Here is a 25,493-nt window from a genome sequence, read left to right as displayed (position 1 = left end):
TCCGATCTGTTGTATACATAATGTATGGGAAAAAACTCCGGTACAGCTGCCTCTGGACGCGAAAAGGCATATCTGCATTTGCGTGAGAACGTCCTGGTGGATCCGGAGCTCCAGGGCCACTTCCTCAACGAAGCTGAGCTCGCCGCCGAAATTGGAGTATCCCGGACCCCCGTCCGCGAAGCCCTGCTGCTCCTGGTGTCGGACGGACTTGTCGAACTCATTCCGCAGCGCGGCGCCTATGTTCCGGCGGTGACCGGCCGGGAAATTTCCGAGCTTATGGAACTCCGCGGCGTGCTGGAAAACTACGCCGCCCGGCTTGCCATTGCCGAACACCGGGTGCCGGCGGCCCTGATGCAGGAAACGCTCAACCTGCAATCCGAGATTCCCGATACTGGAAGGCCAGAGGACGCGCGTGAATTCATTCGGCTCGATACCCTGTTTCACCAGCAACTCATCGATGCTGCCGGGAACGAACTGATCTCCAAGACCTACAGCAAACTGCATGTCCGGCAGGTTCTGGTTGGTGTTTCGGCCCTCTTCCGCACCGGTGACCGTCACAGGGCGGTGTGCGCCGAACACCAGGTCATCATTGACGCCTTGGTGTCCGGCGACACGGCCAGGGCGCAGAAGGCCATCGATGAGCACCTCGCGGTGACCCGGGACATCCTCCTGCGCACCTGACACTTCGGAAGTACCTAGCGTGCTCCGCCGACGCCAGCTCCGCTGCCCTCGCGGGGCGAGGATTCCATCAGCAGCCGGTAATCCTGGTCTTCGACGGTGTTGTTGTCGCGCCCAAGGGCAAGCCCCAGGACGGTAACGGCAGCAGCCACTCCAACGTAGATGGCCACCGGCACCCAGCTGTTGAACTGGGCCAAGAGCACTGTGAACAGCAGTGGCGCAATCGCGCCGCCAATAACGCCGGCGAAAGTGTAGGCGAGGGAACTGCCCGTCGAACGGAGCCGCGGAGAGAACTGTTCAACAATGAAGGCTGCCTGCGGTCCGTACATGAAGGAGTGCGCGGCGAGGCCCAGGACGATGCCAATAATCAGCATGGGCTGGTTGTCGCCACCCAGGATGCCAAAGAAGACGAATGTCCACACGGCGCCCACAACTGCGCCCACCCCGTAGACAGCACGGCGATTGAAGCGGTCGGAAACAGCGCCCGCAAAAGGGATGAGGAAGAGCTGGAATGCGGAGCCGATCAGCACGGCGGTGAGCACCTGGTTACGTTCATAGCCGAGGGCCTGGATGCCGTAGGTGAGGGTGAAAACCGTAAAGAGCGCGTACAGCACGTCCGGACCAACGCGGCAAAGTATGGCGGCGATCAGCGGGCGCAGTTCCTGGCTGAAGACTTCCCGGATGGGGGCCTGCGGCTGCTCACCGTGCGCCTCGATGGCTTTGAAGATTGGGGTGTCCTCGAGCTTGAGCCTGATCCAGAGGCCAAAGCCGACCAACAGGGCGGATACGAGGAAGGCAAGACGCCAGCCAAAGCTCAGGAACTGCTCCTCGGTCAGTGCAAGGGTAAGTACCGCCAAGGCGCCGTTGGCCAGCAGGTTGCCCGCAGGGGGACCCACTTGGGCGGCTGACGCCCAGAAGCCGCGCCGGCGTGGATCTCCGTACTCGCTGGAGAGCAGGACGGCGCCACCCCATTCGCCGCCTACGCCCACGCCCTGGGCAAACCGGAGCAGGACCAGGATTATGGGCGCCGCTACGCCAATGCTCCCGTAGCTGGGGAGGACTCCGATCAGGACAGTAGCAACTCCGATGATCATCAGCGTGATCACGAGTACTTTCTTGCGTCCGATGCGGTCGCCAAGGCGGCCGAAGATGATCCCGCCGACGGGCCGGGAAACGTAGCCCACCGCGTAGGTGGAGAAGGCCAGGATGGTGCCCGTCAGCGGGTCGGACGCGGGGAAGAAGACGATCGGAAAGACGACGGCGGCCGCGGCCGAGTAGACGGCGAAGTCGTACCACTCCAGTGCCGTGCCGGTCAGACTCGCTGCAAAGGCCTTGTACAAGCCTTTGGGATGGATCGGCTGGGGCGGATGCGACGTTGCGCCCTTGGCCGGTTGGGGTTTGCTCACGGTGTCCTCCATGGTTTCAACGGTGACGCCTGTCACGCTGGCATGTAATGTATACATTACGCATACTGGATGTACATCCGCGAGCCTTTACGGTTTCCGGTTTGTTAATTTTTTTCCCTGCACTACGAGAAGGACGGACCCACCATGACGGTTCTTAGCTTTGAACTCCCCGACGGCAGCACGAAGAATGTGCAGGTAAATCATCTGTTGAACGCTGGATACGCCGGGCGCGAGCAGGACGAAGTCCAGGCGCACATCGCGGAACTTGCAGAACTGGGCGTGCCAGGCCCGGCTACCACCCCGGCTCTATACCCGGTTTCCCCTTACCTTGCCCAGCAGGTGAGGGAAGTCCGCGTCCAGCACGCCCGTACCTCAGGGGAAGCGGAATGGGCCCTGGTTATTACCGATGAAGGAGTACTTCTGACGGTAGCGTGCGACCATACGGACCGGGAGCTTGAAGTCCACGGGGTGGCATGGAGCAAGAACGCCAGCCCGGATGTTCTGGGCCGGAAGGCCTGGTGGCTCCAAAATGTCCGTGACCACTTGGATCAGATCACGCTCAAGGGGTGGGTGGGGGACGGCGAAACTCCTGGAACGCTTATCCAGGACAGCTCACTGGAAGCGCTGCTGACGCCGGACTACTGGCTCGAAGTTCTCTCCGAGCGTGGACTCAATGCACCAGGGACAGTCCTGATCTCCGGAACGGTGGCAATGAACGGCGGGGTCAACCAGTTCGCCCGTAGTTGGAAGGTCGAAATGGCCGATCCGGTCACAGGACTGTCAGTGGAAGCCAGCTACGTGGTGGAGCAAATGCCCGAGCCAATTGGCTAGGCCGGCGGCCGGCGGGTGGGGGGCTACTGCTTGTAGCCCTCCACCTCGCTGACGGGGCGCGTCTCGGCGTCGTCGGGATTCTCGCCGGAATCTTTTTTCGCACGGCGCTGCCGCAGCAGGTCCCAGCACTGGTCCAGGCGGATCTCCACCTGCCGGAGCCTGGCGTGGTCCGGCGCCTGGCCCTCCCCGGGCCCCTCCCGAAGTGAATGCTCCTCGTCCACGAGGGCCTGAATGCGCGTCAGGATGTCTTCGTCGTTCATGGTTTCCCCTTCGTCCGGGCCGGTCTCCCCAGCGTACGTAGTCCGTGCTGATGCCACCAGCCCCCGGGCGGTACCATCAAAGTCATGCCCGATGTGCTCGATATGGCAGGTCCGATCCTGGAAATGCTGACGTGGATGTGCCTGCCCGTTGGCTTGCTGTTGCTCTTCTATGTGGGCTTCCAGCGCCGCTTCGTGCACCCCTGGGACATGGCCGAGGCCGTGGTCTACTCGGACCAAACCGGCGTGGGCTTCAGGTGGCTTGACCGCAAGCACCAGGTGCACAACGCCCCCATGTCGCCCCATGACATCAGGGACCTGGCGGTGGGCGAGACCCTGCCTATTTACTACCATCCCAAGCGCCCGACGCAATGGCAGATCACTACGCCCGAGGAAGCGGCGAAAACAGCCTCGGCGCTGGGGCGTGTCCTGACGGCCATTGGCTCCGTGGCGCTGCTGGCAGGTTTCGTCCTGCCCATGTTCTAGCCTTCCCGGGCGCTACCCGGCGAGCACCACGCCGATCCCCAGGGCTCCCAAAGCGATGCCCGTGAAAGCCGTCCAGAGCACCGCCGTAATGTCGGCGTCCACGTGTTCCCGGGCGACGCCGTGCGACCTGGCGCCGTACCGCCTGCGCTGCGTGAGGTAGATGGCCAGGGCAGCTCCGGCGGAGACTGCGAACAGCAGCAGGATGGGAAGCCCGTGGTGCGGCAGCCAACGCAGGAAAAGCGCGCTAGCCGTCACCAGGGCCAGCATGGTCCGGCCCCAGGCCAGCGAGGTGCGTTCCGGCTGTAGGCCGGGATCACCGTGGGTGTCTCCAGCTGGAACGGACGGTGCCACCGGAGTCAGCGCCAGAGGACAAAAACGAGGACGACGGCGGCCGCCACCGCGCCTGCCCCTGCCAGCAGGGGCACAATGAGCGGCAGGGGGAGTGGCGCCTTGTGCCGCATGCTGCGTTCCACGCGGAGCCACCTCAGCGCGGCCCCGGCGCTAAGCAGCATGCCCAGCAGGAGCAGCACGATGGCCAGGCCCTTGCGGACAGGTTCCAGGAACAGGTCCGAGGTGAACGCCTCGATGGCGATGCCGCCGGCCAGCAGGGCCAGGGAGGTCCGGATCCAGGCGAGGAACGTCCGTTCGTTGGCGAGGGTGAACCTCGGGTCCGGTTCCTCGCCGCCGGGGAGCAGCCGTTCGGCGATCCTGCCGCGCGACGGCGGTGCGCCGTCTCCGGGCGCTTGCTGGCGGTTGGTCACGGTGCCAGTTTAGCCGCGCCGCTGTCCGCGCCCGGCCCGCGCTGGGTCCCTACGCGGATCTCCGCAGCGCCGCCCGCGACGCGAGGTGCTCGCCGATGGGCAGGGCCGCCGTCGCTGCCGGGGACGGGGCGTTCAGGACGTGGATCATCCTGTCGGTCTCGGCAAGCAGGAAATCGTGAATGAGCGTGCCGTCCCGGCGTACCGCCTGCGCCCTGATTCCCGCCTCGTACGGCAGCAGGTCTGCCTTGGCCAGCCCCGGGGCGTACTTCCGGCATTCCTGCAGGTAGCTGCCCTTGAACAGGGAATTGCGGACCTCCCGGGCAGCAGTCAGGGCGTTGGCGCGGGCCACGTGCCACAGCCCTGGGAACTTCGCGTAGCGGGCCACATCGCGGAAATCCACCGAGAACTTGGGGTAGCCCTCCCGGGCCATTCCCAGCACAGCGTTGGGACCCACGGTGATGGTCCCCTGCACCGTGGGGGTGAGGTGGACCCCGAGGAACGGCAGGGCAGGATCGGGGACGGGGTAAATGAGATGCCGCACGTAGCCGGACTTCCCGGCAGGAAGCTCAAAGTACTCTCCGCGGAAGGGGATGATCTGTACGTCGATGTCCACCCCCGCCGCCTCTGCGAGACGGTCCGACTGCAGCCCGGCGCAGGCCACAAGCTGCCGGCACGAGTACGCCCCGGTCTCAGTGCGGACGTCCACCCGGTCCGTGTGCTCGGAAATGGCGGTGACGCGGGCCCCGGTACACACCTGGCCTCCCTCCCGTTCCACCAGCTGCGCCAGCATCCGCGCCACCGCGGGGTAGTCCACGATGCCGGTGCTGGGAATGAACAGGGCACCGAGCCCTGTGACATTGGGCTCGCGCTGGAGGAGTTCCCGACGGTCCAGCCGTTCATAGTCCAGTTCGTGGACCGCTGCCCGTTCCTCGAGCTGCGCCAGCCGCTCCAGTTCCAGCAGGGTGGTGGCCACCAGCAGCTTCCCGGGCTCTCGGTAGGGGATGCCGTGCTCCTGGCAGAACTCCTTGGTCTGCCGGGCGCCGGCTTTGCTGAACCTGGCCTTCAGGCTGCCGGGGGCGTAGTAGATTCCCGAATGGATGACGCCGCTGTTGTGCCCGGTCTGATGCGCGGCCAAGGTATCCGCCGCTTCCAGCAGGACCAGGGACGCATCAGGTTCCCTGCGCAGCAGCTGGTACGCGGTTGCCAGGCCAACAATGCCGCCGCCGATGATGCAGTAGTCCACGTGCTCCACAGGGGAAATTCTGCCCCATGGCCGTAAATACTGCTGCTAGCCTGCGCTTCGCGGGGCAAACATGATCACTGCCACCCCCAGCAGGCAGATGACCGAGCCAGCCACGTCCCACCGGTCGGGCCGGAAACCGTCGAAAATCACTCCCCAGGCCAGGGATCCGGCAACGAACACCCCGCCGTAGGCCGCCAGGATCCGGCCGAAGTGGGCGTCCGGCTGGAGGGTGGCCACGAATCCGTAGGCGCCCAGTGCAATCACGCCAAGTCCGGCCCACCACCAGTCCTTGCCTTCCCTGACTGCCTGCCACACCAGCCACGCCCCGCCGATTTCTGCCACGGCGGCCAGCCCGAACAGCACGATGGTTTTGAGGACACTGTCAGTTTCTTCCGGGATACCCACCCGGCCATCATGCCAGCCGGGAACGCCGGCAACGCGGGAATGCCACCGGGCAGCCGGAGGTTGGGGCAGGTATGGAGCGCATAGGATTCCTTTCATTCGGCCACTGGGGACCCGGACAGGGCTCCCGTACCAGGACCGCGGGCGAGGCACTGGTGCAGGGCATTGAGTTGGCGGTGGCGGCCGAGGAACTCGGTGTGGACGGCGCCTTTTTCCGGGTACACCACTTCGCCCGCCAGCAGGCTTCGCCGTTTCCGCTCCTAGCGGCTATCGCAGCACGCACCCACCGGATCGAAATCGGTACCGGCGTCATTGACATGCGATACGAGAACCCGCTCTACATGGCGGAGGAAGCTGCAGCCACTGACCTGATCAGCGGAGGGAGGCTCCAGCTCGGCATCAGCCGCGGTTCACCCGAGCCGGCCCGGCAGGGCGCGTCAGCTTTTGGCTACGTGCCCCTGGACGGTGAAACGGACGCCGACATGGCACGCCGCCACACCGAGGTGTTCCGCAAGGCGATCACCGGGGCAGGAGTGGCTGAAGCCGACCCCCGGTATGCCGGTGCCGCCACCGGACTCCTCCCCGTGCAACCGCAGTCGCCGGGCCTGGCGGAGCGGATCTGGTGGGGAGCCGGCACCCGCAAAACGGCCGTCTGGGCGGCGGAGCTCGGAATGAACCTGATGAGCTCCACCCTGCTTACCGAGGACACCGGCGTGCCCTTCCATGAACTCCAGGCGGAACAGATCCAGCTGTTCCGGGATACCTGGCAGGCGGCGGGCCACTCCCATGAGCCGAGGATCTCGGTCAGCCGCAGCGTGCTGCCCATCGTGGACGACGAGGACCGCCGCTACTTCGCCGGCAGCGCGCTCCGCGACGGCCGGGACCAGGTGGGCATCATTGACGGGTTCACGGCGCGGTTCGGAAAGAGCTACGTGGGCGAGCCTGACCGGCTGGCGGAGGAACTGGCTGCGGATTCCGCTGTCCAGGCCGCTGACACCCTGCTCCTGACAGTTCCTAACCAACTGGGAGTCGAGTTCAACGCGAAACTCCTGGGGCACTTGGCACGCCACATCGCGCCGTCCCTTGGCTGGATTCCGTCCAACCGGTGACCGGCCGGGAACCATTTCCGTGACCCAGCCGTTACTCTTAAGGTGCGGCTTGGGGGCTTAGCGCCCCAACCAGCATGACTGCAGGACGGTCATATGACGGATAGAGAGAAATATGGCTCGCGCCGCCCTAGGCTTGACTGCATGATCAGGCTACGACAGCTGGCCCAAGCGGCTTCGGTCCTCACCACGCCCTTGGCTCCCGAGGACATCCTTGCCCTCTTCAACCCGGTCTTTTCCGCCCGGCAGCTTCGTGGCGTCGTCACCCGGGTTGTCCAGGAGACCGCCCAGTCGGCCACCATCTTCTTCCGCCCCGGACGTGGCTGGCAGTCGCACCTGGCCGGCCAGTGGGCCCGCATCGGCGTCGAGCTGGACGGTGTCCGGCACTGGCGCTCGTATTCCCTCAGTGCCGCCGCGGGCAAGGACCCCGCCATTACCGTGACGGATGTCGGAGCAGTGTCCGGCACGCTGGTGCGGACCACGCGCCCCGGTGACGTCCTGTTCCTCGCCCCGCCGCAGGGCGATTTTGTCCTGCCCGAGCACCCCAGGCCGCTTCTGATGGTCACCGCCGGCAGCGGCATCACTCCGGTGATGTCCATGATCCGTACGCTGGTGCCGCGGCGCCCGGATGCCGACGTCGTACTCGTCCACTCCGCCCGTACGCCGGGCGACAGCCTGTTCCGCGAGGAACTTGCCGAACTTGCGGACCAGTTCCCCAACTTCCGCCTGGCGCACTGGTTCACCGGTGAGCAGGGCCGGATGGACTTTTCCAGCACCAACCAGCTGGATGAAATCTGCCCCGACTGGAAGGAACGTGCCGCCTACGCCTGCGGCCCGGACAGCTTCCTGGATGACGCCGAAGCCTTGTGGAACCGCGCCGCCCTCACCACAGCCGCGCCCGGCACCGACATTGCGGTGGCCGGCAGCGCGGGCAACCTCATGATCGAAAGGTTCAACACCACCTTTGCCGCGGGTGTGGGGCACGACGGCGGCCTGGTCACCTTCGAAGCCTCGGACCGGGAGGTGGAGGCCGACGGCGACACCCCCATCCTGGACGTCGGAGAGGACGCCGGGGTGCTGATGCCAAGCGGCTGCCGGATGGGCATCTGCCACAGCTGCCTCACTCCGCTCCTGGCCGGCCAGGTGCGTGACCTCCGAACCGGGGAAATCCACGGCGATCCCGGCCAACTGATCCAAACGTGTGTCTCGGCAGCCGCCGGACCCGTCAACCTCGAACTCTGAGGAGCAGAATAATGTCTGTCATCTCACCCACCAAGGCCACCTCCCCCGGAGGGGCGAACGCCGGCAGCGCAAGGACGCGCCCCGGCAAGCTTGCCGAGTCCGGCAGCCCCACCGTACGGCCGCCCGCGGCCGCCCACCTGACGGACGAGCAGGTGGCGGAGCTGGGCCGCGAGCTCGACGCCATCCGTGACGAGGTCCTGGCCAAGCGGGGCGCGGAAGACGCCGCCTACATTCGCCGGGTGATCAAGGTCCAGCGCGGCCTGGAAATCTCCGGCCGGGCTGCCCTGCTGGTTGGCAAGAACAAGGCTGCCTGGGTCACCGGCACCACCCTGCTGAGCCTGGCCAAGATCCTTGAAAACATGGAGATCGGGCACAACGTGCTGCACGGCCAGTGGGACTGGATGCGTGACCCGGACATCCACTCCACCACCTGGGAGTGGGACTTTGTCACCCCCTCGCGCTCGTGGCAGCACACCCACAACGACCTGCACCACCGCTGGACCAACGTGGTGGGCAAGGACAACGACGTCGGATACAACCTCCTGCGGATGGACGAACAGCAGCCGTGGAAGCCGATGAACCTTGGCAACCCGCTGTACAACGCCATTTTGGCGCCCCTCTTCGAGTGGGGCATCGCCATCTATGACCTCGAACTGACGGAGTTCAGGGAAGGCAAGAAGTCCAAGGAAGCGCTGCTCAAGGACCTCAAGGCCCTGGGCAAGAAGGTGGTCACGCAGTTCACCAAGGACTACGCCGCTACTCCCGCCGTTGCCATGCTGACCGGTTCCGGAAAGCAGGCGCTCTACGGAACCCTGACCGCCAACGCCGTGCGCAACGTCTGGGCCCACGCAGTGATCTTCTGCGGCCACTTCCCTGAAGGAACGGACACTTTCACGGAGGAAATGGCGGAAGGCGAAACCCGCGGCGACTGGTACATCCGCCAGATGATCGGTTCCGCCAACATCTCCGGCTCAAAATTCATGCACATCATGACCGGTAACCTCTCGCACCAGATCGAGCACCACCTCTTCCCGGACCTGCCCTCCAACCGGTATGCCGAGGTTGCGCCCAAGGTCCGTGAGATCTGCCAGCGCTACGGGCTGAAGTACACCACCGGTCCGCTGCTGAAGCAGGTCGGCTCCACCTGGGGCAAGATCTTCAAGCTGGCGCTGCCGGGCAAGACCGCCAGGGCCTGACCAGGGCACAGGGCAGTCCAGATGCAGTAAGGGCACCTCCGGTTCCGGGACCATCCCGGGACCGGGGGTGCTTTTTCCGTCCTGCCCTCGGCGGCGCGCATAATTGATCCCACAGCCGTCGCAGAGCCCAATGGAGGAAAGATGAAATTCGTGGGAGCCCTCATCGTCATCTGGCTGATCATCGGCGGCGTGGCCGCCTGGCAGCGGGGCTACTTCGGCGGAGCCCCCGGGTCCTGCGCAGAAGCTGGCACGGTTGCGGTGACCATCGTTGCGGGGCCGCTGAATTACATGGGCGTCAACCCGCAGATCACCTGTGAACTGCCGCAGCCTTCCCAATAGGCGGACAGGGGACTCCGCGGCTGCAGGAGAACGGCCGGAGCGGTCCTAGAGTAGGGACTGCGCGGGTATTGGCATGCCGCCTGCCTGCTCCGATCAGTCTCGAAAGGAATTCGCCGCGATGGCTTTCATCACCGTTGGAACTGAGAACAGCACCGACATCGAGCTCTACTACGAGGATCACGGCTCCGGCCAGCCGGTGGTGCTGATCCACGGCTACCCCCTGGACGGGGCGTCCTGGGAACGGCAGGCCACGGCCCTCCTGGCAGCCGGCTACCGCGTGATCACCTACGACCGGCGCGGCTTCGGGAAATCCAGCAAGACCACCGAAGGCTACGACTACGACACGTTCGCGGCGGACCTCAACACCCTGCTGACCACCCTGGACCTCAGCAACACCGTCCTCGTGGGCTTCTCCATGGGCACGGGCGAGGTGGCACGCTACCTGGGCACCTACGGTTCGGAACGCGTTGCCAAGGCCGCCTTCCTGGGGTCCCTGGAACCCTTCCTGCTCAAGACCGACGACAACCCCGGCGGTGTGCCGCAGGAGGTTTTCGACGGGCTGAAGGAAGCCGTCACCGCGGACCGGTATGCGTTCTTCACCGAGTTCTTCAAGAACTTCTACAACTCAGACACGTTCCTGGGGACGCCCCGCCTCAGCCAGGAGGCAGTCACAGCCAGCTGGAACGTGGCCGCAGGCTCCGGTGCCACCGCGTCCGTGGCCGCGCAGGCCACCTGGATCACTGACTTCCGCCAGGACATCCCCAAGATCGATGTTCCTGCGCTGATTGTGCACGGCACCGCGGACAACATCCTTCCCATCGACTCCACGGGTCGGCTGTTCGCCAAGGCCCTGCCGGAGGCGGAGTACGTGGAAATCGAGGGGGCCCCGCACGGCCTGCTCCTGACCCACGCCGCCGAGGTCAACGAGGCACTGCTCGGCTTCCTGGCCAAGTAGCGCCACGCCCAAACTTCCGACGACGGCGGCCGGCAGCCGTCGTCGTCGGAAGTGGGCCGGGGCTACCGGCGGAAGCCGCCGCCTCCGCCGCCGGGGCCCTGCTCCGCCGTGTATTCGCCGGCGGTGACTGTACCTACCTGCGTGGCGCCGTCGAGCGAGCCCTCACCCAGGCCCGTACTCACCGTTGCCGTGCCCCCGGTGTAGACGGTGTATTCGGCTCCCGCCGTTATCGCCGCCGAGGAGTAGACCAGCGAGGCAGCAGCCTTGGTGGTGACGAAGGCTGCCACCACGCTCCCGGAGGAGTCGGCGATCTGGATGACGGTGCCGGCCGGGACGGAAGAGCCGAGCGTCACCTGCACCCCGGACTGGGTGGAGGACGCCCCGGGGGTGACTGCCATGCCCGCGCTGCCGGCAGCGGCTACGGTTCCTCCGGTCACGGCGAGTTCGCCGTTGACGTCCAGGGCACCGTTGCCGTCGTTCGTGGGGCCGTTCACCACCACGGTGCCACCGGAAATGGTGGCGTTGCCGTTGGAGTCGAGGCCGTCCCCCTGCGCGTTGATGGTCAGCAGGCCGCCGCTGATGTCCACGGTGTAATCGCCCACTTCCATGCTGCCGCCGCCCATGCCGCCGCCCGCTCCTGCTCCGGCGGAGGCCGTGCTGCTGCCCCCTGAGGCGTTCACGCCGTCGTCGTTGGAGGTGACGGTGGCGGTGCCGCCGGACATCACGATGTGCTGGGCCTCCAGGCCCTCCTCGGATTCCTTGACGGTGGTGTCGCCGGCGGCAATGGTGAGGGTGTTGAAGGCCTTCACCCCGTCATCGCCGGCCGTCACGCTGAGGGTGCCGCCATTGAGGAGGACCCACCCGCGGCCCTCGTCCTCCTCGTTGTCGGACTTGAAGCCGTCGTCGGCCGCGGTCACCTGGTAGGCGCCGTCCAGCAGCACGGCGTAGTCCTTGCCCACGATGCCGTCGTCTGCCGCGTCCACCGTTACGGTGCCGCCGGCCAGGACCAGCCCGTCCTTGCTGGAAATGCCGTCGTTGTAGTTGCCGTCCACGGCCAAGGTGCCCGGGCCGGCGATGGTGAGGTCGGCCTTGGAGTAGAGGGCGGCGTTGGGGGCCTCCGTTCCCTGGTCGGCATAGGTGGCGGCGTCGCTGATCGAGTTGCTGGTGCCGTCCGCCAGGTAGACGATGGCCTCGTCCGCGCTTTCCACCACGAAGGGGGAACCCGTGGAGTTGGCCAGGGTGGCGCCGTCCAGGATGATGCGGACGGTATCCTCCTCGCCGGCTGCCACCACGATCTTGCCGTCGGTGAGCGAGCCGCTGAGGCGGTAAGTGCCGGCGGCGCTGATGGTGACCGTATCGCCCTCCACCGTGACCCCGGATGCGGACCCGGAAGCCACGGAACTGGCACCGTCGGCGAGGGTCACGGCGACCTCGGAGGCGGCATCCCAAGTGAGGTCATCGCCGTCGAAGTGGGTGTCCTGGGCAAGCGTGTCCAGTGATACGGCCGTGGTGGTGCCGGCCGAGCTGGAAGAACCGGTGGTGGAGGCCGAGCTTGAGGAACCGGTGCCGGTGATGCCGGTGGGGGACGTGCCCGCTACGGAGCAGCCGGCCAGGCCGATGGCGGCTGCCATGGCGGCAACGGAAAGGTATGTGCGGAGGCTTTTCATGGAGTGTCCTTGGGTGGGGGGAGAGCGGGTGGTTACGGAGAAGGGGCTGGCCGAGAGGGCCCGTCAGGCGGCCGGACGGAGGGGGAGGCTGCGGGACAGCGTGCGGTTCCAGCGGTTGGCGGGAAGCTCGGGCCGGAGGGCGGCTATCCCGGTGGCGAACTTGGAGATCCGCGACGGCCTGACGCCGGCCGCCCACAGATGCCGGTCCAGTGGCCCAGCGGTGGAGCCGGATTTGGTTTCGAGGATGACGGCGTCGTCCAGGACCCACGGCTCCCGGCCGGGCCGCTGCCATGTCACCCCGGTATCGAGGGTGGCCCGGCTGCCGGATTCCTGAAGGTAGAAGGTGGTGCGGTGGTAGCGGGTTTCGAGGACCGGTTCCAGGGGTCCGGCGGGGACTGACCCCACGGCGGCGGCCAGGGTTTCCCGGACGTAGTCCAGCCCGTCCGCCGTCAGCCGCGAACGGTCCTCCAGCCGGTATGGAATACGTTCTTTCACGGTGGCTTCCCGGGCGCCCTCGGTCTTGACTTCCAGAAAGCTGATGGCGCTGTCCACGTACGTCCGCGTGCGGATCTTGTAGCGGCGGCGCCGGCCGTGGGCTGCCAGCAGGTAGCTGTCCAGGGCGGCGGTGTCGAAGTAGACGGAGTCATACGAGAAGCTGCGGGCTCCGTCCATTTCCAGGACCCGCATTTCCGCGCCGAAGGTGGCCAGCAGGTGCCGCGCCATCCCGGTGGCCAGCACGTATTTCCGGTCCACACGGGTCTGGAGTGCGGCCTCCGCGTTCAGTTCAGCCAGGCCTACGGAGGGGAACAGATGGAGATTCCCGACGGCGGCGCCCGCCGGGTTCATCGCACGCCTGCCTGGACGTGGCCGGGAAGCTGCTCCGGGCTGGGGATGTACTCAGCGGCGGGGATGGTGCCCGCTTGGGCCGGCGCCGTCGTCGTAAATCCCGTTAGGGTTCCCGGGACGGAAGGGGCGGCGAAGGCGGCAGGGGAGTAGGCGTAGCGGACGTCCACGATGGTCTTGTCGTTCACCAGGTCCAGCTGCTGGATGGTGGCGGAGTGGACCTTGCCGTGGAGCACCTCCTCCAGCCGGGCGTACAGCTCGCCGTCCTCGGCAATGGCCCGGTCCAGGATGACCGTCTGGTGCCGGTGCGCCGGCAGGACCTTGGGGTGGTCGCCCACGAACATCACCAGCAGGATCAGGGCCATCAGCGAAACGGTCAGCCAGAGCGGTTCGATGCCGAGCCCGGCGATCAGCCCCAACGCCAGTGCCGAGAAGTAGTAGGCCACCTCGTGCTGGGCCAGTTCGGTGGAGCGGAGCCTGATGATGGACAGGACGCCGAACAGTCCCAGCCCCAGTCCCAGGCCGGCCGCGGAACCGGACAGTGCGGTGGCGACGGCCAGGACCCCCACGTTCATGCCGAGGTAGGAGACCACCAGGTCGCGCCGGCGGTGGCGGCGAAGGTAGAGGGCGAAGGTGAGGATGCTGATGGCTGCCAGGTCGGCGAGGATGAAAATGAGGTTCATGGGATTCTCCGGAATGGTTTTTGGTGGGCTGATTCTTACGATGCCCGGCGATACTGTGCAGGTGCTGTGACGGAACCTAGCCGGATATATGAGCTTCGGACGGGGGTTTGCCGGCAGCATTCCCGGCCTTTTCCCGTGCCGGCTTAGCAGCGGGCGGCCGGTCTTGTTTCCGGGCGAAAAGCCAGCGCTGCTGTACCGAGAAACTGATGGCGAGCAGCATGACTTCGGCCAGGATCTTGGCCGCCAGGGCCGGTACGGCGATCGCTTCCAGTGCCCAGATCAGCGCGACGTTGGCGGCGAGGAGCACCGCCACCAGGCTGAAATAGCGGAGTCCCGCGGACCGTGCCGGGCGCTGTTTGCCGTGTTCGAAAACCACGTGCCGGTTCACCAGGAAGTTCACCGCGGAGCTCACGGCCCGGGCACCCAGCACGGCCAGGAGCAGCGAATCCACCAGCACCGTGAGCAGCAGGAACACCGTGGTGTCCACCAGGAATGCCGTGAAGGACGAGCCGAGGAATTTCAGGAGGGGGGCATAGATACGCGCCGAGTCTGCCAGCGGGCGGAAGTGGGATCCGGAGTTGTGGTCCAGGTACACGGTGGCGATGTCCAGGGACTGGATGGAGTAGCCGGCATTCTTCGCTTCCAGCAGCAGGTTCAGCTCGTACTCATACCGGTCGCCGCGGACGGACCGGAGCCACGGGAGCATGGCGGCCGGGTAGCCGCGGAGCCCGGTCTGGGTGTCCGGGATGCGCTCGCCGGTGGCCAGGGTGAACAGCGCACGGGTGGCCGTGTTGCCCAGGCGGCTGCGGGCAGGCACATTGCCGCTGAAGCTCCTGCTGCCCAGCACCATGGTGGCCGCGCCCCGCTGGTCGCCGCTGTTTCCGTGGACCTTGCCGGCTACCCGGAGGACGTCCGTCACGGTGTGCTGGCCGTCGCTGTCGGCACACACCACGTCATGGCCGGGCAGGTTGTCCGCGATGAAGCCGAAGCCGGCCTTCAGGGCGAAACCTTTTCCCCTGTTGCGTGCGTAACTGAGGACGTGGCACCCCAGCGCCCTGACGTCGTCGAACACGTCCTTGTAGGCGGGGCCGCTGCCGTCATCAACCACCACGACGGCGGTCCACGGCTCTGCGGCGCGGATCCGGCGGATCAGGGCGGCCAGGTGGTGGTCCGGCTCGTAGGCCGGGATCAGGATGATCATGGCCGCCTACCCGGCGATGTAGAGGATGTCGGAGGTGCCGCGTTCCTTGTTCTCGCCCAGCGGGTTGTTGACCAGGCCGCCGTTGAAGTACATGGTGGACGAGCCGCCGCCGTCGATGTTGTACGCGGTGGTGGCGCCCAGGCCCTGCATGATCTCCGCCAGGCCGGTCATGGTGACGCCGGCGCTGTAGCCGGGGCTGCGGCCGTCCACCACCACGAACACCAGGTGGTTCTCATCGATGATGCCGACGGCGGTGCGCGGCTGCTCGCCCTGGATGGAGTGGTTGCCGAAGTTGGTGTCCACCTCCACGTCCTCGATGCCCGCGGCGATTTCGCCGTTATCCAGCAGGGACGGGCCGAAGGAGAGGGTGTTCCAGACGCCGTCCGCCAGCAGCTGTTCGGCTGTGGTGCTGGTTTCGTCGTAGACCTTCACGGTGCCGTCCCGGTAGAAGGCGAGGCCCTGGCGGGCGCCTTCGTCGCGGAACACCACGCCGTTGCGGATCACGATGCCGGTGTCCCGGAACCCGTAGTAGTCGCCGTTGATAGCGAAGATGGCATTGTTTGCCTCGGCGATGGCGGAGGTGGTTTCGGTGATGTTCTCGCCAAAACTGTCATACATCGCCGATGGTGATCTCGACGTCGGTGAACTGCAGCGGCACGCCGGTAAAAGCACGCCAGCCCCGGACGTTCTGGGTGGCGTTCTTGGCCTCCTGCTCGGCCTTGCTGCCGGGAAGCGGCTTCTGCGTCATCAGCACCCGGCCCAGGACCCGGACGCGGGTGGTGGATCCATAGCCCTGGTACGCAATGGTCCGGGGCACGAAGTCCCAGCGCTTGGCGAGCCGGATCCTGAAGCTGTTGAACCCGTCAGAGATGCGGTGGGCCAGGCGGAAGGCCTGGTTTCCGTTGAGCTCGGGCCGGCTCTCCGGAATCCGTTCCGGCTGCCCGGAAGCGTGCTGGGTTGCGGGTTGGGTCGGGTTCTGCGGCGCCGGGTCCATGGTTCCACTCTGCCACAGGGCGGCCACCCTTGTGGCGGCATAGGGGAGCCGGCGGCACAGTGTGACGTCAGGCGCCCAGGATGGCGCGCAGCGTCCGGGCGTTGCGCACCGCGTGCCCGCCGCCGTCGTTATTGAAATAGGCGTAGACGTCCAGCCCGTTGGCTGCCCAGCCGCGGATCCTGTCCGCCCACCAGTGAAGGTCCGTGTCCGAATAGGAGCCGGCGTAGAGGTGCTGGTGATCGGGCCCGTGCAGCCGGACGTAAGTGAACGGGGCAGTGGTCTGCAGCAGGCACGGCAGATTGGCTCCGCTCATGATGCAGTAGGCGGCGCCGTGCCGTTCCAGGATGGCCAGGACTTCCGGGCAGTTCCAGGTGTGGTGGCGGAATTCCACGGTGACGCGGATCCATTCCGGCAGGGCGGCCAGGAAATAGTCCAGCCGGGCGTCGTCCCGTTCCAGCTGCGGCGGCAGCTGCACCAGGAGTACCGCCCGCTTGTCCCCGAGCTCATGCCAGCACCGGACAATCCGGTCCACCCAGACCTCGGGCTGGTACAGCTTCCGCGCGTGCGTCAGGCCACGCGGAGCCTTGACGGACATGCTGAAGCCCGCCGGCAGCCGGCGGTTCCATCCGGCAAACGTGGTGTCGCGGGGCCAGCGGTAAAAGCTGGCATTCAGCTCCACGGTGTTGAACTGTGAGACGTAGTGCGGCAGCCGGTCCTTTGCCGGCAGGCCGGGCGGGTACAGGACGTTTTCCCAGTGGTCATAGCTCCAGCCTGAGGTGCCGATATGGACTGCCACCCCTGCAGGCTACACCGGGCCCTTTGCGATTCACCCGGATCGGGAAGCGCGTTTGTGGCAGTGTAAGGTCATGGCGCGAATCGAAGACTATGCGGTGGTAGGCGACCTTCAAACCGGGGCCCTCATCAGCAAGGAAGGTTCAATCGACTGGCTGTGCCTTCCCCGGTTCGACTCTCCGGCCTGCTTCAGTGCGCTGCTGGACACGCCGGACGCCGGCCGCTGGCTGCTGGCACCCGAAAGCGGAGGCCCGTGCACCCGGCGCGGATACCGGGACGGCAGCCTGATCCTGGAAACCGAATGGGACACCCCTGACGGAACGGTGCGCGTCATCGATTTCATGCCGCCGCGTGACTCCGTGGCGGACATCGTGCGGATTGTCGAGGGCGTCAGTGGCACCGTGAAGATGCACTGTGAGCTGGTGCTGCGCTTCGACTACGGCCACATCGTTCCCTGGGTGCGCCGGGACAAGCACGGCCTCCACGCCATTGCCGGGCCGGATGCTGCCTACTTCGTGACGCCTGCGGAGGTGCATGGCGAGAACATGCATACCGTGGGCGACTTCACCGTCAGCGCAGGGGAGCGGGTCCCGTTCGTCCTCACGTGGGCGCCGAGCCACGTGGGCCGTCCGCACTCGGTGGACGCGGAAAAGGTCCTGGACACTACCTTCGCCTTCTGGCGCGGCTGGACCACCCAGTGCACGGTGCAGGGCGAGTACCAGGATGCCGTGGTGCGCTCGCTGGTGACCCTCAAGGCCCTGACCTATGCTCCAACCGGCGGCATCGTGGCTGCAGTGACCACATCCCTGCCCGAACAGCCAGGGGGTCCCCGGAACTGGGACTACCGGTACTGCTGGTTGAGGGACGCCACCATGACGCTGCAGGCACTCCTGGCCGCCGGCTACACCGCTGAAGCGGCGGCCTGGCGGGAATGGCTGCTGCGTGCGGTGGCCGGGGACCCCGCGGACCTGCAGATCATGTATGGCATCCACGGCGAGCGGCGCCTGCCCGAGCTGGAACTGCCCTGGCTCAGGGGATACGAGAATTCGACGCCGGTGAGGATCGGCAACGCGGCAGCCGAACAGCTCCAGCTGGACGTATGGGGCGAAGTGCTGGACTGCCTGGCGCTGACCCGCAATTCCCTGCTGAAGCATCCGGACGATTCGTGGGACCTGCAGTGCGCCCTGATGACCCACCTGGAAACCATCTGGGACCAGCCGGACAACGGGTTGTGGGAAATGCGTGGCCCCCGCCGGCACTTCACCCACTCGAAGGTGATGGCGTGGGTGGCCGCCGACCGGATGGTGAAAGGCGTCAGGGAGTCCGGGCTGCCGGGGCCTGTGGAGCGGTGGGAGGCGCTGCGGGACACCATCCACCGGGACGTGATGGCCAACGGGTTCGACGCCGAACGCAACACTTTTGTGCAGTCGTACGGCAGCCCCGAGCTGGATGCCAGTCTGTTGCTGATTCCGCGCGTGGGCTTCCTGCCGGCGGACGATCCCCGCGTCATCGGGACCATCGAGGCGATCCAGCGCGAGCTGACCGAGGACGGGTTCGTGCTGCGCTACCGTCCGGAAAAGAGCGACGACGGCCTGCCGGGGAGCGAGGGCGTCTTCCTGGCCTGCTCGTTCTGGCTGGTGGAGGCATTGCTCGGCGCCGGACGGCACGAGGAGTCGCGCGAACTGTTCGAGCGGCTCCTGGAGCTGCGCAATGACGTGGGGCTCCTGAGTGAGGAGTGGGCGGTCCGTGCGGGCCGGCAGCTGGGCAATACCCCGCAGGCGTTCAGCCACTTTGCCCTTGTGACTAGCGCTTTGGAGCTGCATCAGGATACGGTTCGGCGCAGTGACACCCCTATCCCGCCGGAGTCGGCGGGGCGGCGCTGAGGCGGCGCCGGCACGGGGCCGAACTTTCCCTTCGCAGAATAGATAAGTAGACTTACTAACACCTCATGGAGTGCTCCACAAGCACAATGCCGTGACTGACGGAGGAGGAGTGATTCGCATGGCCGGGTATTTTGAGCTCGTTGATGCCCCTGACGGTGGCTACAGGGTCAAGATGATGGACGGAGCGGGGCAGCTGATGGCAATCTCGGTGACCTTTCCCACGAAGCGGGCGGCGGTGGCCGGAGTGGCCATGGCCCGTGAAATTGCAGGGACGGGCCTGATTCGGGATAAAAGCCTGGACGGTGCCGGAACGGTGATTAGGGAACGGGTCCGGCCGGTGGCAACGCCCAAGGAAGAAGCTGCCCGGCATAAGAAGGCCCCGGAGGCCAGGCGGGCCGCGGTGGGCTGATGGGCCAGCAGGACACGCCCCCCGGTGTACGCCGGGGGGTTCTCTTTGACGTTGATGGAACGCTGATCGATTCGTCGTACCTCCACACCATCTCCTGGTGGGGCGCCTTCCGCCAGTACGGCTACGACATTCCGATGGCTTCCATCCACTACCTTGTGGGGATGGGCGGTGACCGGCTGGTGGACAGCCTGTTGCCGTCCGGCCGGGACCGCAGCCTTGATGAGGTGATCATGGCCAGCCATGGCGCCCTCTATGCGGCCCACTGGCCGGCGTTACGTGCTTTCGATGGCTCGAAGGACCTGCTGGCCCAGTGCCACGCCGGGGGCCTCGCCGTCGCCCTGGCCTCGTCGGCCCGGGAAAAAGACCTGCAGATCATGAAGGGAATCCTCAACGCTGACGCGTTCATCGATGCCGCCACCAGCTCCAAGGACGCCGAGGAGAGCAAGCCCGCTCCGGACATCCTGGCTGCTGCCCTGAAGGCGATCGGGGTGGAGCCGGCCAACGCCATCTTCGTCGGGGACGCAGTCTGGGACATGAAAGCCGCAGCCGCCCTCGGCATCCCGGCCGTGGGTGTCACCTGCGGCGGAATCAGTGCCGACGTGCTGCGGGATGCCGGCGCGGTGGAAGTCTACGAGGGCCCCGCCGACCTGGTGCAAAACCTGGCCGGCAGCGCCATTGGGAAGCTGCTGAACCGCGTCAGCTAGCCCGGGGTGTTCATGGAAGAGTCGCCCGTCGCGTCTTCCTCAGTGCCGTTATCGGCGGGTTTGGCCCAGGACACGGCCACCTTCACCGAACCGTCGTCGTTCCGCTCAATGTCCGTGACGACGTCGGCGAGACTTGCCCCCATGTCCATGATCCGGGTCCGGTAGCTGGCCACCAGTTCCTCCAGGCTGGCTTCCGTCCATTCGCCGGGCCGCATGCGGGTGGAAATTTCAACCGGTTCCGGCTGGTACAGCGTCATGGTGTCCTCGTTCCGTTGGCATGGTCTTCGTAAAGCAGGCCCGGCGGGCCCTTCCTACGCTAGAAGCACGGGCCCGGGGCGACAAGCCCTTGAAGGGCGGTTCTCACGTGGTGACCGACAGCAGGCGTTCCATCCGCCGGTGCCGCGCCCTGAATTTCTTCCGCATCTGCCCCAACAGTATTCGGCGGTCCACCCACGGGCCGAACGGACCGGCAAACCGCAGGGTGTCCGTGTAGCCCGACCAGTTGCCCGCTTTCCGTCAACGACCAGATCACCTGCATGCGGTCCGGCATGATGGCGATGAAGTTTTGGCGTTGCAGGCAAAAATCGATGACGACGCCGGCGGGTTGCGGAAGCCACGACTCCACGCGAAGCTCGCACAGGTCGCCGGCCTCGTCAAGGAGCGCCAGCCCGCCGATGCGGCTGGGGCCTGCGTAGGCCAGGGCAGAGCTTTTTTGTTCGGCGGTTGCCGTTTGTGAGTCATTGGTCAATGCGTCCCCCGGGCATTCTGTCCACTGTTTGCAGATGCTACTCGAAGCTGGGCCGGGATGGTGACGGTGTGGCGGAAGGGGATTTAATCAGCATGCTTACTTTTTTGCCTCAAATTCGATAGCGTCGAATGAAGGGCGCAAGGCCCGGACGGCGAGGAAGAGGAGAACACCGTGAAAGCACTGACCTGGCAAGGAAAACGATCAGTCAGCGTCGAAGAAGTACCCGATCCCGTGATCCAGGAGCCCACCGATGCGATTGTGCGCATCACTTCCACAGCCATCTGCGGGTCCGACCTGCACCTGTATGAGGTCCTGGGGCCGTACATGCACAAGGGTGACGTGATCGGCCACGAACCCATGGGCATCGTGGAAGAAGTGGGAAGCGCCGTCACCAACCTGCGCAAGGGTGACCGCGTGGTGATCCCGTTCAACATCTCCTGCGGCTCCTGCTACATGTGCAAGCAGGGGCTGCAGTCGCAGTGCGAAACCACCCAGGTGAAGGACAAGGGCTCGGGAGCAGCCCTCTTCGGCTACTCGGAACTGTACGGCTCGGTCCCCGGCGGACAGGCCGAATACCTCCGCGTCCCGCACGCGGACTACGGGCCCGTCAAGGTGGGGACCGAACTGCCGGACGAGCGCTACCTGTTCCTCTCGGACATCCTGCCCACGGCCTGGCAGGCGGTGGAGTACGCGGACGTGCAGCCCGGGGGCACCCTCGCCGTGCTCGGGCTGGGGCCCGTGGGCCAGTTCGCCGCCCGCATCGGCGTCCAGCGCGGCTTCAACGTGGTGGGCGTGGATCCTGTCCCGGAACGCCGCGCCATGGCGGCCCGCCATGGCGTGGACACCCTCGATTACACCAAGGCCCTCGGCGACGAACTGCGGGAGAAGACCGCCGGAAGGGGCCCCGACGCGGTGGTGGACGCCGTCGGCATGGAGGCTCATGGCTCCCCGGTGGCCGGATTCGCGCACCAGGCACTGGGCCTGCTGCCGGACAAGCTGGCACAGAAGGCCATGGAAACCGCCGGTGTGGACCGCCTGGCGGCACTGCATATTGCCATCGACGCCGTCCGGCGCGGCGGGACACTATCCCTCAGCGGCGTCTACGGCGGACAGGCCAGCCCCATGCCGCTGCTGACCATGTTCGACAAGCAGATCCAGGTACGGATGGGCCAGTGCAACGTGCGGCGCTGGACGGATGACATCCTCCCGCTGGTGGAGGACGACGCCGATCCGCTGGGTGTCATGGACCTCGTCACCCACCGCTCGGGCCTGGACGGGGCGCCTGAACTCTACGAGAAATTCCAGAAGAAGGAAGACGGCTGCATCAAGGTAGTCCTCAACCCGGGGGCCTGAGCCGCACCACCAACGCCGCTCAGCATAGGTGGTTGAGCGCGTCCTGGGACACGTCCGTCAGCTCGGAAATCAACGGGTTGACCCCCAGGGTGGGCGGCTCGGGCGGATAGGCCACTGCCATGGCCAGCTGTGTGCGTCCGTCCTCGCTGGTCATGGCAATGGTCCCGTAACCGTCTGTGTCGCCGGGCAGGCCGTAGTAGAAGCGGTTGTTGCAGGTGTTGTTCCAGCGGCGCAATGCGAAGCCGTAGTACTCCAGGTATCCGCCCTTCATGGCGGTGACGCTGTCCGGCGGGAGCAGTTCGCCCTTCAGGAGCGCGGCGTAGAAGCGGTTCACTTCCGGCAGGGTGGAAACGGCTCCGGAAGACGGGGCTTCCGCCTGCCACTCGGGCGTGCTGGCATCCAAGCGCGCTCCAGCCACCGTGACGTAGCCGTGGACCATGCCCGGAAGGCCGGGCCCGCCCAGCCGGGTTGCCCCCAGGTCCAGCGGGCGCGCTGTGTCCGTGGCCAGGACCTGTGCGATGTCCTGCCCGCGGAGCCGTTCGATGATCAGGGCCAGCGCCGCATAGTTGGTCCGGGAGTAGTTAAAGATCCGTGCCAGCCGTGGCTCCCACGGAACGGTGGCCGCCAGGGCGAGTTGCTGTTCGAGGCTTACCCTGCGCGCCGTGACCTGTTCCCAGGGCCCTGACGCCAGCAGCGGATCGGTGAAGTCGGGAAGCCCCGATTCGTGGGTCAACAGTTGGCGCGCAGTGACCGGTCCGGGCGGGTGCAGGACGCTGCCGAACTCCGGCAGGTAGCGGCTCACGGGGTCATCGAGGCCGAGTTTTCCCTCCGCCACCAGCTTCAGCACGGAAACCGCCACCAGTGATTCGGTGATGCCGCCGACGCGTACGGGGTCGGACGCCGTTGCAGGTTCGCGGGTTTCCAGGTTCCGCACCCCGGCGGCATGTGTCCAGGCCTTGCCGCCGTAGCGGACGTCGATCAGGACAGCGGGTGCGCCCTCGCCGATCATCCGGTCGCTGAACGCTTCCAGGAGGGCGAAGGCGGCAGACCTGTCCGGCTCCGTCGGCGCGGGGTCCGGAGGGCGGGGTTCCCCGGTGCAGCCGGCGCTGCCGACAACCAGCAAGGCCGCAGCCAGGACGGCTGCGGCCTGCTTGCAGAGCGCGGATGGGCGCGGTCCCATGGGACCATTTTCCCCCGCCGGCCCCGTTTAGGTGAGTTTCACCTGGCGGTTCATGTCCTTGTACAGCAGGTAGCGGAACTCGCCGGGGCCGCCGGCGTAGCAGGCCTGCGGGCAGAAGGCGCGCAGCCACATGAAGTCGCCGGCCTCCACCTCCACCCAGTCGTTGTTGAGCAGGTACATGGCCTTGCCCTCCAGGACGTACAGGCCGTGCTCCATGACGTGGGTTTCGGGGAAGGGGATGACGCCGCCGGGCTGGAACGTCACGATGTTCACCTGCATGTCGTGCGCCAGGTCGCTGGAGTCGGTGAAGCGGGTGGTCTTCCAAGCGTCGTTGGTGTCCGGCATGGACGTGGGCTGGACGTCCTTTTCGTTGGTGACGAAGGACATGGCTTCGAAGCCTTCCAGCCGTTCGTACGCCTTGCGGATCCAGTGGAAGGACACGACGTCGTCCGAAACGTTCTCCAGGCCCCACTCCGCACCGGCGGCGAGGTAGGCGTAGCCGCCTTCCTCGAGCTGGTGCAGTTCCCCGTCGAGGGTGAGGTTGACCTGTCCGCGGGTCACGAAGATGACGCCCTCGACGCCGGCTTCGAACTCGGCCTTGGGTGCGCCGCCGCCGGGGCCGATCTCCACGATCAGTTGGGAGAATGTGGTGGCGAAGCCCGAGATGGGGCGGGCAATGATCCACGAGCGGGTGTTCGCGAAGCCCGGCAGGTTGGACGTGACGATGTCCGTCATGACGCCCTTGGGGATCACTGTGTACGCCTCGGTGACGATGGCGCGTTCGGTGGTCAGGTGCGTCTGCGGGGGCAGCCCGCCGGTGGGGGAGTAGTACTTACCCATGGAGGAGATCCTTTGCTGAGGTGGTGGAGGTGGCGAGCCGCGGGTGCGCCAGGGCGGTGAGCTGGGGAATTCCGACGCCGGCCAGCGACTGGACCTCTTCGGCTCCTACCGCGCCGCACTGGACGCCGCGGAGGACGAAGGCGGCCAGGGCGCGGGCGGTGGCGGGCTCGTCCATGACGCCGCCTTCGGTGCGTTCGACATAGTTGCGGAGGCGCGCTGCGGCAGCCGGGAGGCCTTCGCGGTAGAAGGCATAGGTGGCGGCGAACCTGCTGGGCAGCTGGGCCGGGTGGAGGTCCCAGCCCTGGTAGTAGCCGCGTTCCAGGGAGCGGCGGACCAGCCGTCCGTGCAGCCGCCAGGCGTTCTCCACGTTGTCGCCCACCGGAATGATGTTGGTGGACCCGTCGGAGAGCCGGATGCCGGTGCCGGCGACTGCCAGCTGCATGACTTCCTTGGCGAAATCGGCCACGGGGTGCTCCATGGACTGGTATTCGGCGGAGATCTGCAGTGATGCGGAGTAGTCATAGGTGCCGTAGTGCAGCCCGCTGATCCGGCCCGGCACGGCATGCGGCAGCAGCGCCACCGGGGAGGTTCCGTCAGGGCCCAGGATCAGCTGTGGTGTTTCCACCTGCACCTCGAAGCGCAGCCGTCCGGCGGGCAGCGAGTGGACTTCCTCCAGCCGGGACACTGCGTAGTCCATCGCCTGGACCTGCGCCACGGTGGTGACCTTGGGCAGGGTCAGGACCAGTCCCTCCGGCAGTTCGCCTGCTGCGGCGAGGCCGGAAACGAACAGGTCCAGGGTCCGCAGGCCGCGGGTGCGGGTGGCCGCCTCGAAGCATTTGAAACGGATGCCGATGAACGGGGGAGCGGACCCGGCCGCGACAGCCTGGGCCACCGCGGAAGCCGCGGCAACAGCGGCGGCGTCCTCGGCGTCGTCGCCCCTGTCCCCGAAGCCGTCCTCGAAGTCCAGGCGCAGGTCCTCGATGGGTTCGCTGGCGAGCTTGGCTTCGACGCGTGCGGCGACGGCCTCGGTGAGGCCCGGCTCCTGCCCGAGGAGCCGGCCCAGCTTTTCGTAGCCGCCGTGCGCTTCCACGGTGGCCCTGGCCTCAGCTCCCCACTCGGTGGCGAACGACGGCGTGAACCGGTCCGCGGGCACGTACACCGTGTGCACGGGCTGGCGGGAGCCGTCGTCGCCGGGGTAGTTCTGCTCGAGCAGCCGGTCGGTGGCAGCCAGCTGCCCGTCGATGGATGCGAGATCGCCCGCCGACAGCGAGGGCTTGGGTGTTGCGGCCATGCC

Annotated in this window: 29 protein-coding genes and 1 pseudogene; 12 read left to right on the top strand and 18 right to left on the bottom strand. The window is 66.4% G+C overall.

The features are described from left to right. The first annotated feature begins 24 nt into the window (after window positions 1-24). Window positions 25-681: a GntR family transcriptional regulator gene (locus tag ACHL_RS16280; protein WP_015938396.1), complete on the top strand. Its 657-nt coding sequence runs from the start codon at window positions 25-27 to the stop codon at window positions 679-681. Between the two features lie 14 nt (window positions 682-695). Here the strand turns inward: ACHL_RS16280 and ACHL_RS16275 are convergent, their stop codons facing one another. After that, window positions 696-2,096, bottom strand: coding sequence for an MFS transporter (locus ACHL_RS16275; protein ID WP_015938395.1), 1,401 nt, complete (start codon window positions 2,094-2,096; stop codon window positions 696-698). A gap of 132 nt (window positions 2,097-2,228) precedes the next feature. Between ACHL_RS16275 and ACHL_RS16270 the strand changes: the two genes are divergently transcribed. Continuing rightward, window positions 2,229-2,915, top strand: a complete 687-nt coding sequence (locus ACHL_RS16270) for a DUF2848 domain-containing protein (RefSeq protein ID WP_015938394.1) — start codon at window positions 2,229-2,231, stop codon at window positions 2,913-2,915. A gap of 23 nt (window positions 2,916-2,938) precedes the next feature. On the opposite strand, the gene ACHL_RS16265 is transcribed toward ACHL_RS16270, so the two are convergent. Further along, window positions 2,939-3,175 (bottom strand): DUF2630 family protein, encoded by a 237-nt coding sequence (locus ACHL_RS16265; RefSeq protein ID WP_015938393.1) that lies wholly within the window; start codon window positions 3,173-3,175, stop codon window positions 2,939-2,941. Between the two features lie 84 nt (window positions 3,176-3,259). Between ACHL_RS16265 and ACHL_RS16260 the strand changes: the two genes are divergently transcribed. After that, on the top strand, window positions 3,260-3,658 hold the full coding sequence (locus ACHL_RS16260; RefSeq protein ID WP_015938392.1) for a hypothetical protein: 399 nt from the start codon (window positions 3,260-3,262) through the stop codon (window positions 3,656-3,658). A 12-nt stretch (window positions 3,659-3,670) separates the two neighbouring features. Here the strand turns inward: ACHL_RS16260 and ACHL_RS16255 are convergent, their stop codons facing one another. From ACHL_RS16255 to ACHL_RS16240, 4 genes are read right to left on the bottom strand one after another with little or no spacing between them, the layout of a single operon-like run. Then, window positions 3,671-4,009: a DUF202 domain-containing protein gene (locus tag ACHL_RS16255; RefSeq protein WP_015938391.1), complete on the bottom strand. Its 339-nt coding sequence runs from the start codon at window positions 4,007-4,009 to the stop codon at window positions 3,671-3,673. Window positions 4,010-4,014: 5 nt separating this feature from the next. Continuing rightward, window positions 4,015-4,419: a YidH family protein gene (locus ACHL_RS16250; protein WP_015938390.1), complete on the bottom strand. Its 405-nt coding sequence runs from the start codon at window positions 4,417-4,419 to the stop codon at window positions 4,015-4,017. Between the two features lie 49 nt (window positions 4,420-4,468). Then, a complete protein-coding gene (gene lhgO / locus ACHL_RS16245) occupies window positions 4,469-5,671 on the bottom strand; it encodes an L-2-hydroxyglutarate oxidase (protein WP_015938389.1) in 1,203 nt (400 codons plus the stop codon). Window positions 5,672-5,707: 36 nt separating this feature from the next. Then, on the bottom strand, window positions 5,708-6,067 hold the full coding sequence (locus tag ACHL_RS16240; RefSeq protein ID WP_015938388.1) for a YnfA family protein: 360 nt from the start codon (window positions 6,065-6,067) through the stop codon (window positions 5,708-5,710). A 71-nt stretch (window positions 6,068-6,138) separates the two neighbouring features. On the opposite strand from ACHL_RS16240, the gene ACHL_RS16235 reads away from it, so the two are divergent. The 5 genes from ACHL_RS16235 to ACHL_RS16215 all read left to right on the top strand — a co-directional run bounded on the left by ACHL_RS16235 (window position 6,139) and on the right by ACHL_RS16215 (window position 10,902). Further along, window positions 6,139-7,173, top strand: a complete 1,035-nt coding sequence (locus tag ACHL_RS16235) for an LLM class flavin-dependent oxidoreductase (RefSeq protein ID WP_015938387.1) — start codon at window positions 6,139-6,141, stop codon at window positions 7,171-7,173. Between the two features lie 141 nt (window positions 7,174-7,314). After that, entirely contained in the window at window positions 7,315-8,412 is a 1,098-nt protein-coding gene (locus ACHL_RS16230; protein ID WP_043794155.1) for a ferredoxin reductase, read from the top strand. Window positions 8,413-8,423: 11 nt separating this feature from the next. Further along, entirely contained in the window at window positions 8,424-9,608 is a 1,185-nt protein-coding gene (locus tag ACHL_RS16225; RefSeq protein WP_015938385.1) for a fatty acid desaturase family protein, read from the top strand. Between the two features lie 141 nt (window positions 9,609-9,749). Next, window positions 9,750-9,947 (top strand): hypothetical protein, encoded by a 198-nt coding sequence (locus tag ACHL_RS16220; protein ID WP_015938384.1) that lies wholly within the window; start codon window positions 9,750-9,752, stop codon window positions 9,945-9,947. A gap of 118 nt (window positions 9,948-10,065) precedes the next feature. Then, complete coding sequence (locus ACHL_RS16215; RefSeq protein ID WP_015938383.1) at window positions 10,066-10,902, top strand: alpha/beta fold hydrolase; 837 nt, start codon at window positions 10,066-10,068, stop codon at window positions 10,900-10,902. A 62-nt stretch (window positions 10,903-10,964) separates the two neighbouring features. Here the strand turns inward: ACHL_RS16215 and ACHL_RS16210 are convergent, their stop codons facing one another. The 7 genes and pseudogenes from ACHL_RS16210 to ACHL_RS16180 all read right to left on the bottom strand — a co-directional run bounded on the left by ACHL_RS16210 (window position 10,965) and on the right by ACHL_RS16180 (window position 17,086). Beyond that, on the bottom strand, window positions 10,965-12,569 hold the full coding sequence (locus tag ACHL_RS16210) for a carbohydrate-binding domain-containing protein (RefSeq protein WP_015938382.1): 1,605 nt from the start codon (window positions 12,567-12,569) through the stop codon (window positions 10,965-10,967). A gap of 63 nt (window positions 12,570-12,632) precedes the next feature. Further along, window positions 12,633-13,415, bottom strand: coding sequence for a polyphosphate polymerase domain-containing protein (locus ACHL_RS16205; protein ID WP_015938381.1), 783 nt, complete (start codon window positions 13,413-13,415; stop codon window positions 12,633-12,635). After that, window positions 13,412-14,095 (bottom strand): DUF4956 domain-containing protein, encoded by a 684-nt coding sequence (locus tag ACHL_RS16200; protein ID WP_015938380.1) that lies wholly within the window; start codon window positions 14,093-14,095, stop codon window positions 13,412-13,414. Before ACHL_RS16200 ends, ACHL_RS16205 begins: the two co-directional genes overlap by 4 nt. A gap of 76 nt (window positions 14,096-14,171) precedes the next feature. Continuing rightward, entirely contained in the window at window positions 14,172-15,296 is a 1,125-nt protein-coding gene (locus ACHL_RS16195; protein WP_015938379.1) for a bifunctional glycosyltransferase family 2/GtrA family protein, read from the bottom strand. 6 nt (window positions 15,297-15,302) lie between these two features. Further along, window positions 15,303-15,908, bottom strand: a pseudogene (locus ACHL_RS16190) (phosphodiester glycosidase family protein); the annotation flags it as partial. Next, window positions 15,907-16,290: a hypothetical protein gene (locus ACHL_RS16185; protein WP_015938377.1), complete on the bottom strand. Its 384-nt coding sequence runs from the start codon at window positions 16,288-16,290 to the stop codon at window positions 15,907-15,909. The pseudogene ACHL_RS16190 and the gene ACHL_RS16185, both read right to left, overlap by 2 nt. 67 nt (window positions 16,291-16,357) lie before the next feature. After that, window positions 16,358-17,086: a DUF72 domain-containing protein gene (locus tag ACHL_RS16180; protein ID WP_015938376.1), complete on the bottom strand. Its 729-nt coding sequence runs from the start codon at window positions 17,084-17,086 to the stop codon at window positions 16,358-16,360. A 70-nt stretch (window positions 17,087-17,156) separates the two neighbouring features. Here ACHL_RS16180 and ACHL_RS16175 point away from each other — a divergent pair, with 70 nt between their 5' ends. The 3 genes from ACHL_RS16175 to ACHL_RS16165 all read left to right on the top strand — a co-directional run bounded on the left by ACHL_RS16175 (window position 17,157) and on the right by ACHL_RS16165 (window position 20,078). Continuing rightward, window positions 17,157-18,965, top strand: coding sequence for a glycoside hydrolase family 15 protein (locus ACHL_RS16175; protein WP_015938375.1), 1,809 nt, complete (start codon window positions 17,157-17,159; stop codon window positions 18,963-18,965). A gap of 118 nt (window positions 18,966-19,083) precedes the next feature. Beyond that, window positions 19,084-19,374, top strand: coding sequence for a hypothetical protein (locus ACHL_RS16170; RefSeq protein WP_015938374.1), 291 nt, complete (start codon window positions 19,084-19,086; stop codon window positions 19,372-19,374). Further along, entirely contained in the window at window positions 19,374-20,078 is a 705-nt protein-coding gene (locus tag ACHL_RS16165) for an HAD family hydrolase (RefSeq protein WP_015938373.1), read from the top strand. Before ACHL_RS16170 ends, ACHL_RS16165 begins: the two co-directional genes overlap by 1 nt. Here the strand turns inward: ACHL_RS16165 and ACHL_RS16160 are convergent. After that, window positions 20,075-20,335, bottom strand: coding sequence for a hypothetical protein (locus ACHL_RS16160; RefSeq protein ID WP_015938372.1), 261 nt, complete (start codon window positions 20,333-20,335; stop codon window positions 20,075-20,077). The genes ACHL_RS16165 and ACHL_RS16160 overlap by 4 nt on opposite strands. Window positions 20,336-20,394: 59 nt before the next feature. After that, window positions 20,395-20,826, bottom strand: a complete 432-nt coding sequence (locus ACHL_RS16155; protein WP_043794153.1) for a hypothetical protein — start codon at window positions 20,824-20,826, stop codon at window positions 20,395-20,397. Between the two features lie 171 nt (window positions 20,827-20,997). Here ACHL_RS16155 and ACHL_RS16150 point away from each other — a divergent pair, with 171 nt between their 5' ends. Then, window positions 20,998-22,179 (top strand): zinc-dependent alcohol dehydrogenase, encoded by a 1,182-nt coding sequence (locus tag ACHL_RS16150; protein WP_015938371.1) that lies wholly within the window; start codon window positions 20,998-21,000, stop codon window positions 22,177-22,179. 19 nt (window positions 22,180-22,198) lie between these two features. On the opposite strand, the gene ACHL_RS16145 is transcribed toward ACHL_RS16150, so the two are convergent. From ACHL_RS16145 to ACHL_RS16135, 3 genes are read right to left on the bottom strand one after another with little or no spacing between them, the layout of a single operon-like run. Then, entirely contained in the window at window positions 22,199-23,359 is a 1,161-nt protein-coding gene (locus tag ACHL_RS16145; RefSeq protein ID WP_015938370.1) for a serine hydrolase domain-containing protein, read from the bottom strand. Between the two features lie 27 nt (window positions 23,360-23,386). Beyond that, window positions 23,387-24,199 (bottom strand): bifunctional allantoicase/(S)-ureidoglycine aminohydrolase, encoded by an 813-nt coding sequence (locus ACHL_RS16140; RefSeq protein WP_015938369.1) that lies wholly within the window; start codon window positions 24,197-24,199, stop codon window positions 23,387-23,389. Further along, a complete protein-coding gene (locus tag ACHL_RS16135; RefSeq protein WP_015938368.1) occupies window positions 24,192-25,490 on the bottom strand; it encodes a DUF6986 family protein in 1,299 nt (432 codons plus the stop codon). Before ACHL_RS16135 ends, ACHL_RS16140 begins: the two co-directional genes overlap by 8 nt. Between the last annotated feature and the right edge of the window lie 3 nt (window positions 25,491-25,493).

This window comes from Pseudarthrobacter chlorophenolicus A6 (assembly GCF_000022025.1).
Taxonomy (GTDB): domain Bacteria; phylum Actinomycetota; class Actinomycetes; order Actinomycetales; family Micrococcaceae; genus Arthrobacter; species Arthrobacter chlorophenolicus.
The sequence above is the reverse complement of the archived record's forward strand: the minus strand, read 5'-3'. Positions and strand labels throughout refer to the sequence as shown.

Excerpts from the sequence above, each read along its gene's own strand:
- ACHL_RS16280 (WP_015938396.1), top strand. The coding sequence starts at position 25 with ATGGGAAAAAACTCCGGTACAGCTGCCTCTGGACGCGAAAAGGCATAT.
- ACHL_RS16275 (WP_015938395.1), bottom strand. The coding sequence starts at position 2,096 with ATGGAGGACACCGTGAGCAAACCCCAACCGGCCAAGGGCGCAACGTCG.
- ACHL_RS16270 (WP_015938394.1), top strand. The coding sequence starts at position 2,229 with ATGACGGTTCTTAGCTTTGAACTCCCCGACGGCAGCACGAAGAATGTG.
- ACHL_RS16265 (WP_015938393.1), bottom strand. The coding sequence starts at position 3,175 with ATGAACGACGAAGACATCCTGACGCGCATTCAGGCCCTCGTGGACGAG.
- ACHL_RS16260 (WP_015938392.1), top strand. The coding sequence starts at position 3,260 with ATGCCCGATGTGCTCGATATGGCAGGTCCGATCCTGGAAATGCTGACG.
- ACHL_RS16235 (WP_015938387.1), top strand. The coding sequence starts at position 6,139 with ATGGAGCGCATAGGATTCCTTTCATTCGGCCACTGGGGACCCGGACAG.
- ACHL_RS16230 (WP_043794155.1), top strand. The coding sequence starts at position 7,315 with ATGATCAGGCTACGACAGCTGGCCCAAGCGGCTTCGGTCCTCACCACG.
- ACHL_RS16225 (WP_015938385.1), top strand. The coding sequence starts at position 8,424 with ATGTCTGTCATCTCACCCACCAAGGCCACCTCCCCCGGAGGGGCGAAC.
- ACHL_RS16220 (WP_015938384.1), top strand. The coding sequence starts at position 9,750 with ATGAAATTCGTGGGAGCCCTCATCGTCATCTGGCTGATCATCGGCGGC.
- ACHL_RS16215 (WP_015938383.1), top strand. The coding sequence starts at position 10,066 with ATGGCTTTCATCACCGTTGGAACTGAGAACAGCACCGACATCGAGCTC.
- ACHL_RS16210 (WP_015938382.1), bottom strand. The coding sequence starts at position 12,569 with ATGAAAAGCCTCCGCACATACCTTTCCGTTGCCGCCATGGCAGCCGCC.
- ACHL_RS16205 (WP_015938381.1), bottom strand. The coding sequence starts at position 13,415 with ATGAACCCGGCGGGCGCCGCCGTCGGGAATCTCCATCTGTTCCCCTCC.
- ACHL_RS16200 (WP_015938380.1), bottom strand. The coding sequence starts at position 14,095 with ATGAACCTCATTTTCATCCTCGCCGACCTGGCAGCCATCAGCATCCTC.
- ACHL_RS16195 (WP_015938379.1), bottom strand. The coding sequence starts at position 15,296 with ATGATCATCCTGATCCCGGCCTACGAGCCGGACCACCACCTGGCCGCC.
- ACHL_RS16185 (WP_015938377.1), bottom strand. The coding sequence starts at position 16,290 with ATGGACCCGGCGCCGCAGAACCCGACCCAACCCGCAACCCAGCACGCT.
- ACHL_RS16175 (WP_015938375.1), top strand. The coding sequence starts at position 17,157 with ATGGCGCGAATCGAAGACTATGCGGTGGTAGGCGACCTTCAAACCGGG.
- ACHL_RS16170 (WP_015938374.1), top strand. The coding sequence starts at position 19,084 with ATGGCCGGGTATTTTGAGCTCGTTGATGCCCCTGACGGTGGCTACAGG.
- ACHL_RS16165 (WP_015938373.1), top strand. The coding sequence starts at position 19,374 with ATGGGCCAGCAGGACACGCCCCCCGGTGTACGCCGGGGGGTTCTCTTT.
- ACHL_RS16160 (WP_015938372.1), bottom strand. The coding sequence starts at position 20,335 with ATGACGCTGTACCAGCCGGAACCGGTTGAAATTTCCACCCGCATGCGG.
- ACHL_RS16145 (WP_015938370.1), bottom strand. The coding sequence starts at position 23,359 with ATGGGACCGCGCCCATCCGCGCTCTGCAAGCAGGCCGCAGCCGTCCTG.
- ACHL_RS16140 (WP_015938369.1), bottom strand. The coding sequence starts at position 24,199 with ATGGGTAAGTACTACTCCCCCACCGGCGGGCTGCCCCCGCAGACGCAC.
- ACHL_RS16135 (WP_015938368.1), bottom strand. The coding sequence starts at position 25,490 with ATGGCCGCAACACCCAAGCCCTCGCTGTCGGCGGGCGATCTCGCATCC.